This window comes from Ruegeria sp. BB7 (genome assembly GCF_056539365.1).
The window spans coordinates 84075-91866 of the sequence record NZ_JBQFUV010000012.1; the positions used below are offsets into that span (position 1 = coordinate 84075).

The 7792-nt window shown below is 52.0% G+C and carries 8 protein-coding genes and 1 riboswitch; of the genes, 4 read left to right on the top strand and 4 right to left on the bottom strand.

Annotation, left to right across the window (positions count from 1 at the left end; translation table 11 throughout):
* Positions 1-2: 2 nt before the first annotated feature.
* The 3 genes from cobW to ACR0D7_RS16065 all read right to left on the bottom strand — a co-directional run bounded on the left by cobW (position 3) and on the right by ACR0D7_RS16065 (position 2694).
* Positions 3-1058 (bottom strand): cobalamin biosynthesis protein CobW, encoded by a 1056-nt coding sequence (cobW, locus tag ACR0D7_RS16055; protein ID WP_480679920.1) that lies wholly within the window; start codon positions 1056-1058, stop codon positions 3-5.
* Positions 1055-1444 carry a DUF1636 family protein gene (locus tag ACR0D7_RS16060; protein WP_480679921.1) on the bottom strand — a complete coding sequence of 130 codons (390 nt, stop codon included), beginning with the start codon at positions 1442-1444 and terminating at the stop codon, positions 1055-1057. The genes cobW and ACR0D7_RS16060 overlap by 4 nt, the downstream gene beginning before the upstream one ends.
* A gap of 83 nt (positions 1445-1527) precedes the next feature.
* Positions 1528-1737, bottom strand: a riboswitch (cobalamin riboswitch).
* A 72-nt stretch (positions 1738-1809) separates the two neighbouring features.
* Positions 1810-2694, bottom strand: coding sequence for a LysR substrate-binding domain-containing protein (locus ACR0D7_RS16065; RefSeq protein WP_480679922.1), 885 nt, complete (start codon positions 2692-2694; stop codon positions 1810-1812).
* A 102-nt stretch (positions 2695-2796) separates the two neighbouring features.
* Between ACR0D7_RS16065 and ACR0D7_RS16070 the strand changes: the two genes are divergently transcribed.
* Positions 2797-3753, top strand: coding sequence for an NAD(P)-dependent oxidoreductase (locus tag ACR0D7_RS16070; RefSeq protein ID WP_480679923.1), 957 nt, complete (start codon positions 2797-2799; stop codon positions 3751-3753).
* Between the two features lie 170 nt (positions 3754-3923).
* Here ACR0D7_RS16070 and ACR0D7_RS16075 read toward each other — a convergent pair whose 3' ends face one another.
* Positions 3924-5231, bottom strand: a complete 1308-nt coding sequence (locus ACR0D7_RS16075) for a hypothetical protein (RefSeq protein WP_480679924.1) — start codon at positions 5229-5231, stop codon at positions 3924-3926.
* 500 nt (positions 5232-5731) lie between these two features.
* Here ACR0D7_RS16075 and ACR0D7_RS16080 point away from each other — a divergent pair, with 500 nt between their 5' ends.
* The 3 genes from ACR0D7_RS16080 (at position 5732) to ACR0D7_RS16090 (ending at position 7721) form a co-directional block, all read left to right on the top strand.
* A complete protein-coding gene (locus ACR0D7_RS16080; protein ID WP_480679925.1) occupies positions 5732-5896 on the top strand; it encodes a hypothetical protein in 165 nt (54 codons plus the stop codon).
* A gap of 268 nt (positions 5897-6164) precedes the next feature.
* The gene (locus ACR0D7_RS16085) at positions 6165-6713 is read left to right on the top strand and encodes a hypothetical protein (RefSeq protein ID WP_480679926.1); all 549 of its coding nucleotides are present in this window, start codon (positions 6165-6167) and stop codon (positions 6711-6713) included.
* A gap of 147 nt (positions 6714-6860) precedes the next feature.
* On the top strand, positions 6861-7721 hold the full coding sequence (locus ACR0D7_RS16090; protein WP_480679927.1) for a hypothetical protein: 861 nt from the start codon (positions 6861-6863) through the stop codon (positions 7719-7721).
* The last annotated feature ends 71 nt before the right edge of the window (positions 7722-7792 follow it).

A 7792-nucleotide genomic window follows, 5' to 3' on the forward strand; every position in this document is an offset into this window, starting at 1 on the left:
GTTTACTCGGCAGCTTCGGTCACACCCACAAGGATATCGCGGATTGCGGCCTCTTTGATGTCGTCATGCTCGGCAATGACCACCAGACGCGAGCGACGCTCTTCGCCGGGTTCCCATGGGCGGTCGTACTGGTGGCGCACGCGGGCACCGACGGCCTGCACCAGCAGGCGCATGGGTTTGCCCTGAACGGCGGCGTAGCCTTTGACGCGCAGGATGTTCAACTCCTTGGCCAGACGTTCAATCTTGGCAACCAGATCGGCAGGGTCGGACTGTTCGGGAAGTTCGACGATAATGCTTTCGAAATCGTCATGCTCGTGGTCGTGGTGGCCGTCATGATGCGAGGGACGCGCCTCCATGTCATCCTCGGCAGCGGCCTCCAGACCCAGCACGACGCGCACGTCCACGACGCCCTCGGCCACTTCAACCACGGGCAGCGGGCGCGGGGCTTCGGCGGCGATGACTTCCTTAGCTTTGGCAACGCCTTCGGGACCGGCCAGATCTGGCTTGGTCAGCAGGATAATGTCGGCACAGGAGATCTGATCCTCGAACACTTCGGACAGAGGCGTTTCATGGTCGATCGAGTCATCGGCCAGGCGCTGGGCGTCTACGGCCTCGACATTCGGGGCGAAGCGACCGGCGGCGACGGCCTCGGCATCGGCCAAAGCGATCACACCATCCACGGTGATCTTGGACCGGATATCGGGCCAGTCGAACGCCTTCAGCAGCGGTTTTGGCAGGGCCAGACCTGACGTTTCGATCAGGATGTGATCGGGGCGCGGCTCCAGCGCCATCAGGGCTTCGATTGTTGGGATGAAATCATCGGCCACGGTGCAGCAGATGCAGCCGTTTGCCAGTTCCATGATGTTCTCAGCCGGGCAATCCGGAATTGCACAGGATTTCAGGATATCGCCATCTACGCCTACATCGCCGAACTCGTTGACCACAACGGCCAGACGCTTGCCTTGAGGGTTCTGCATCAGGTGTTTGACCAGCGTGGTCTTGCCCGAGCCCAAAAAGCCGGTGATCACAGTAACGGGGAGTTTTTCCAGATTGCTCATTTCGGGGCTCCAATCGGGGGAATGCGCGAGGCGCAGTTTTTGCGGAAATGCTCGGGACGCTCACGCCATTTGACCAAGCCGTCCTCGGTGGCCAGATACTTGGTCGCTCCGTCGACGATGACGTCAACGTGGTCGGTTTCGTTCAGGTTCTCATAGACAAAGGTCCAGCGGTCTGCCCCGCCGCGCAACACGATGGAACAGCCCTGATCGCAGTTCGACAGGCACTCGACCGGTTTCAGCGTGATGCCCTCGGGCAAGTCCGCCCGTTCCAGGGCTTTATGCAACAATGTGCCGGGGCGCTGGTCGTCATCCTCGACGGGCAGGCCACGGCGGCACGTGGTGCAGACCAGCAATTCGACTGGTGCAGTATCGGTCACGTCTCTCATCCCCCCAAATCCTCTTCGCGGGGGACGGGGTTTCATGCGGGCCACGTCTGCACATGGGCCCGACACCGGATCACCCCGTCCGGTTTCAACTTCGGGCGCTGGCAGGTCTCCCGGCTTGCGGATATAGGGGCGTAAGCCCCGGCAGATGTCCCGCCTTCCCGGCCTTGTTGGCCAGTGGCTTTGGGCACCCTCTCCGGTCACGGTCGCGGGGGCGGCTGCGTTTGGCGGATGATCCGTTGACGCATTCCCTTTTCATCCATCCAAAGATGGACACCAGCGCGTCGGACATGCGGCACGGGCAGGGGGGTTGTCAAGCACGAGGTATGGGTTGCTCTTGCTCAGGTCAGAAAAGCGACCAGCCTATGTCAATCAGCGGCATCCAGCGCAATCCGATCCCGCAGCCACGCGCAAAACAGCCCCGCGGCCGCTGTCGGCTGGGCAGCTCCCTGCGCGCTGATCAGATAATGTGACTGAGCAAAGGGAATCGCAGGGCCTGTAATTTCAAGCGGTGCACCCTGCCGGATCGCGTTTCGCGCAAACCGTTCCAGAATCGTCGCATAGCCAGCGCCGGCCATGACAAGCTGCAGCGCAGCCACCGAAGTGTCCACCGAATGCTGAGGCGCTTGATCCGGGGGTGCGATGTTATTGGCCTGAAAATAGCGGGCCCAGTTGTCTTCGTATCCAAGGATATGAATCAGAGGGCCCTTTTGCAGGTTGTTACACGTCGGCAAGCCGCCCCCAGCCCGGCTCACCGGCACCAATTTTTCTTCGGTCAGTTTCTCGGAGATCACCCCAGGCCAATCGCCATAACCAAGCCGAATTTCTACATCCACATCTCCGGGCGCGATGCTGTCATTCCAGATGTGTGAGACCAGTCGCACAGGGATTTCCGGGTGCCGCACGGTAAAGTCAGGCAGTTCTGCAGCTATCCAATACGTTGCAGTTGATATCGCCGCGCGGATTGTCAGGGTCTGCCGTGAGGCAGGGCCAAACAGACTGTTGGTGGACAGCGCGATATCTGCCAGAGAGCGCCGGACCGTCAGCGAATAGGACTGTCCAAGTTCGGTTAGTTCCAACCTCCGCGCGTTCCGGGTGAATAGTTTTTGCCCCAGTTCGGCCTCAAGCGAGCGGATGTGTAATGAAACAGCCGTCTGCGTCAGGCCAAGTTCCCTCGCTGTGGTGGTAAAATTCAGATGCCGTGCTGCGGATTCAAAGCTGCGCAACCATGTGGGATTTGGCAGGCGATCCATTTAGCACCAAAATTATTTGACCATATATTGGCATATTAATCATTTTTGTTTCTAGCGGGCAACATAGATACTTGGCCCAAATACGACCGTCAGGAGGTAAACATGAAAGTTGGATTTATCGGTTTGGGGAATGTCGGCGGTAAACTGTCAGGATCGCTTTTGCGCAACGGAATTGACCTGACGGTCCATGACCTCAACCCCGATCTGGTGGCCGAATTCGTGGCCAAAGGTGCCAAAGCAGCCGAAAACTCTGCGCAAATGATGCGGGATTGCGATGCCGTCATTACCTGCTTGCCATCACCCGCCGCCTCTGACGCGGTCATGCAAGAGATGCTGTCCGAAGTCGGACCGGGCAAAATCTGGATGGAGATGTCAACCACCGATGAGGCCGAAGCCAAGCGACTGGGGACCATGGTAATCGAACGCGGAGGCGCTGCGGTCGATTGCCCCGTGTCCGGCGGTTGCCACCGTGCAGCAACCGGCAACATCTCGATCTTCGCCGGATGTGATCGTGCGACGTTCGAGCAAATCCTGCCCTTCCTCACCACCATGGGTCGGCGTGTGCTGCACACGGGCGAATTAGGCTCGGCCTCGGTTCTCAAGGTGCTGACCAACTATCTTGCCACCGCAAACCTGATCACCTGCGCCGAGGCGTTGGTAACAGCCAAGGCCGCAGGCATGGACCTCAATACCACATATGAGGCGATCAAGATTTCTTCGGGAACCTCGTTTGTTCACGAAACCGAAAGCCAAGTTATTTTGAACGGGTCGCGTGATATTTCGTTCACGATGGATCTGGTGAAAAAGGACATTGGCCTGTTTCAGGACGTCGCCGACCGCGCTGGGGTGCCGTTGGAGATAAATCCGGTGATGATCCAAATCTTCGAAGACGGCATTGCCCGGTTCGGTGAACGCGAGCTTTCCCCTAACATTATCAGGCGGTTGGAAGAGGCAACGGGGCTGGATATCACGGCGCCGGGTTTTCCACCAGAGATGTTGGATGATGAGCCTGAGGAACCGGGATATGAGGTTGTTCCACAGGGGCGTGGAGTCGAATAACAGAGGATACACTAAATAATATGGGCGGTATGTGATGTTGTAGGAGTGGAGGCGAGTACCTGTTTTGAAGTCGAACTGGTGCAGAAAAATTCTCTTTTCATATCAATATTTAAGGGTGATCTTCCGCCCTGATGCCATTCAAAATGTTGCGGGATTTGTTGCGGTTTTTTTCACTCAGAGGGAATGTCTGGGAGGGTTAACTCGCCAACCTCCTCCAACAAAACCTTTCGGCAGTTCTTTGCAAAAACACTGTCTTCATTTTCAGCTAGGTACTTTGCAGCTTTGAATAGCTCCAACGTGCTCATCAGCGCTGTACCGTTTTGTTTCGCAGCAGCTATGCATTTCGTCGTAAACTGTTCAGTTCTTTCATTAGGGGCAGTTAATCTAAAACTGTTGCCAAATAGGACGCCCTTTGCTGGGTGTTTGATTTCATCGCGCTCCAAGTCTTCGAGAATGTTCATTTGAAGTTGACGCAGTTTGCCAACGTTTATGGCTTTGTTGTCTTTTCCTTCTGCCTCACCCAGGAGCCTTCCCTCCGGAGCCTCGAAAACAACGTCAAACTCAGAGCCATTTTCATTGTAGTTTGAGGTCGAAAATCCCAAGTGCCCAAGAGCTAGGTGTATAGCTTCTTCCAAAGCGCGACCATTCTCAAAAAGTAGGTCACGAAGTTTGGACTGCCCTAGAAGATCAGCTTCCAGTTTGTCTCTTTTTTCTGCGAGTGAACTAATCTCATCGCTTATCTGCTTGATCTCTTCATTTAAGATCATTTCTTTTTTCAAAAGAAATGATTGATCAGCCGCCCAGTCTGGAGCCGGTGTTTTCGTTGATTTTTGCCGCGCGTTTTTGTGAATCCAAATAAGTTGTTGACCTATCCTCTTGCCAAGTTTCTTTCCTTCGTCAGTCCAGATGAGGCGACCATAGTCGTCTTCTTCGGCTAACCCGTAGTCGTCCATGTCAAGGTAAGGTAGAATGAAAGCAACTCCGTCACTTCCGGATTGACCGAAAGCTCGACCGACGGACTTCTCTCCTGTCTCAGTTTTGATGCAAGTAGTACCAAGTGGGCTTTCAGAAAATACACGAAACGAACTGTAGTCTTCTGCCAGAGCCCAGTACTGCTCAAAGAGCTCTTTGAAGTCAGGCACAACGCTCATCTTTTCGCCAGACGCCCCTGTGGGTTCTATGTCGAATGGAAGACACTCATAGTTACTGATCGGTTCGACCAGGGTTGTGGCCTGACGGTTCTTTCGGGTGCCAGAGTACGTTTTTTCTCCAGTCGCCGCATAGACTGTTTCAATTGCGCACAGGAAAATAAACACCGTTTTTCCGTGGTTTACGGCGTCGTCAAGTTCCCGTTTCCAGTGCTCTATTGCGTCTCGCAGACGAAATGACTGATCTTCGTCAAAACTGTATTTTCCCAGATAGGTTTCAGACGAATAGTCTTGGGCATCGAGTATGGGGGAAAAGATAATTAAGGTCAAAGTCGAGCAGTGATGAGTCCGAGTAAAAATGCAAGTTGGTGACATCATCTGATGGTAAATCAAATCCTACAGAAGCCATTCTCACTTGTGGTAAGCCTAAAATCCCTTTCTGAACAAACTGGGAACACGCTATGCCTTAAGTTGCGCGTGTTCAAGGCGACAATCGCATTCTTGACGGTCTGTTTTTGGGGGCAGAACAAGCAATGTTGCGGGGTTTGGTGCGGGAAAGTTCGAATCCCAAGTTTGAGCGCTAAAATTATCGTTAAATATCAATAACTTGCGCACCATTATTGGAGGCGAGTACCGGAATCGAGATTTATTTTTTAAATCTTTTAAAAACAGTAAGTTCAATGCTCTGTATCCTCCGATTTATTCGCCTCATATCCTCCGTCTTTCAGCTAGATGACACTAGGTAGAAAGACGCGGGCGATCACCCTAGGTGACATCCCAAAGTATAATCAATAGATTTACGGGAAATGGCCTCAGCAGGAGAAAGTTAGATGAATACCACCGAGTGTGATCAGGTAATCGTCAAGTTAAACGCTGAGACGTTGAGGCTCATCGACGAGACCTCGAAGATCAATAGCAGAAATGTCTATGCTCAGATGGCGGTCAGTTCATTGGTGACGCTCGGCGTCGTCGTGATACTGTGTCTGATAATTTGAGTCAGGCGTATTGGAACCTAGCGCTCAAGAGAACAGTGTTTACGCCTCGCGCAATCTGTAAACGACTCGGTCGTACGAAAGTTCGTCGCAGAAACGAGCGTTGAAACTTTCAAAGTATCCGTTTCCCACATAGTGAACCTAGTTGGATATAAGCTGATTTTGCGGCCGACAGGTTATACCTACTCTAGAACAGGCTGAGCGACAAACTCAGGCACTAACAATGGATCGGAGGCTATACTAGTTAGCCAAAACTTTCTAAAAACCACGCATGAAGAATCTGCAGCGTTCCAAAAGAGTTAGATACCGGTTTCCGCCTATTGATCCGGTTGAAACCCGTAAAGCGGAAGATTTAGCCGTCAAACATGCAAGTCGAGCACTTCTGTTCTCTTTTCTTTCAATTTTTCTACATACCGCCAAGTTGAATAGTGCCTACTTGTCGGTCGCCGGTTTGAAGTTCTCAGTCGGTGGCGAACATACGATTAAAGGCGCTGCCTGTTTTATGTCCATCTACTTTGCGATTTTGGCGTACAACAGCGCTATCGTTGGAATACAACACGGCTTGTTGCGTATGCACCGCACTCATCAGCGCTTCTGGTTGGCAGTTGCGAAAAATAAGGGCAGCGTCCCTGATGGTCTGAATGCTTTCGAAGAGGCACAGCACACCAAGAAGTTTGCAATTGCTCTTGAGAGGTTTGCTTTTTACCCAATGATAGTCTTGGTGTTCCTGTGTCTCGTTATTTTCGTGGTTGGCGTGGCGGTTTCAATTGATGACATGTTGTACACGGTATTTGCGTTTTTCTGGGCTGATTTTTTCTAGCATCTAGGTCGATAGCGCAGCATTAACCGTACCGTTTTGCGCGGCTAGGCGGTACAAAAGAAACCTTTTCAAAACGTTGCTTTACACAGTATTGTTTGGAGACCCTCAAGTGAGGGGGGGTAAAATTAGAAAAGCGGCGGAAACGCATTGAGCATTATTTCTGAATTCATCACGTCCGTGATGACGCTGGCGGGATTAGGGCTATTTTTTGATCAGGTACTGATCGGGAAGGACGAGCGCCAAAAAATTTCTAGGTATTTGGAAGCAAATTCCGAACGCTCCACGCTCACGGACAAGTACCTCCAATTTCTCACACTGTCTCACACTGTGGTCTTTGGAAGGTTTTTTTCCGGGAAACTATTGTCGTGGTCGTTTTTCTCCTGTGCGCTTGCCGTTTCTCTAGTGTCTTTTTCACTGGTCGCAGCCGTCCAAGTATACTTGAACCCTGCCGCTATTTCTGGAGTTCAGTTCGATACCAAACAGTATTTGGTCATCGGCGCGTTCGTAGCCTTCAATGTGCTGTTCGACTATTTCACTATCGTACAGACAAAGGTCTTTATCGAAGCCTCTTTAGCTGCACGGAGTATATTTCGCTCTGTGATGTTCATTGCTTCTGACCTACTCGTGACAATGAACACCTTTGTTTTGTCTTATGCAGCTTTCGTCTTGTTGGTGGTTCAATTCTTTGTTGCTCCCGAAGTAAATTTGATCTTCCTGCGTGAGAAAAACACGACCGGAAAGTTGGTTGCTTCCGAAGACCAACCCGACTTTTTGCTCGAGGTCGGCGCAGAAGATTTGGCGAAACGCATGACTTTCGAAGGGAGCTTTCGTGCAATTGTTACTGCTGACAAGTCGGCAGAAGAATACGAACGACTAATAGTTTACTACCATTCTACTTTCCAGCCGGACCCGTCCGCAATTCAGCCGTATCTCATCCAATCTTTGTCAAAACTGAATGTAGAGTTTCCTTCGGAGTTGTCTGACGTCAGCACCAATGGGACAGTTTAGGTCGATTTGATAAGAGAGGGTTTCTGGCTCATCGTAACCGCCAAGGAGTGGAGATGAGAAAGAAACCCGGA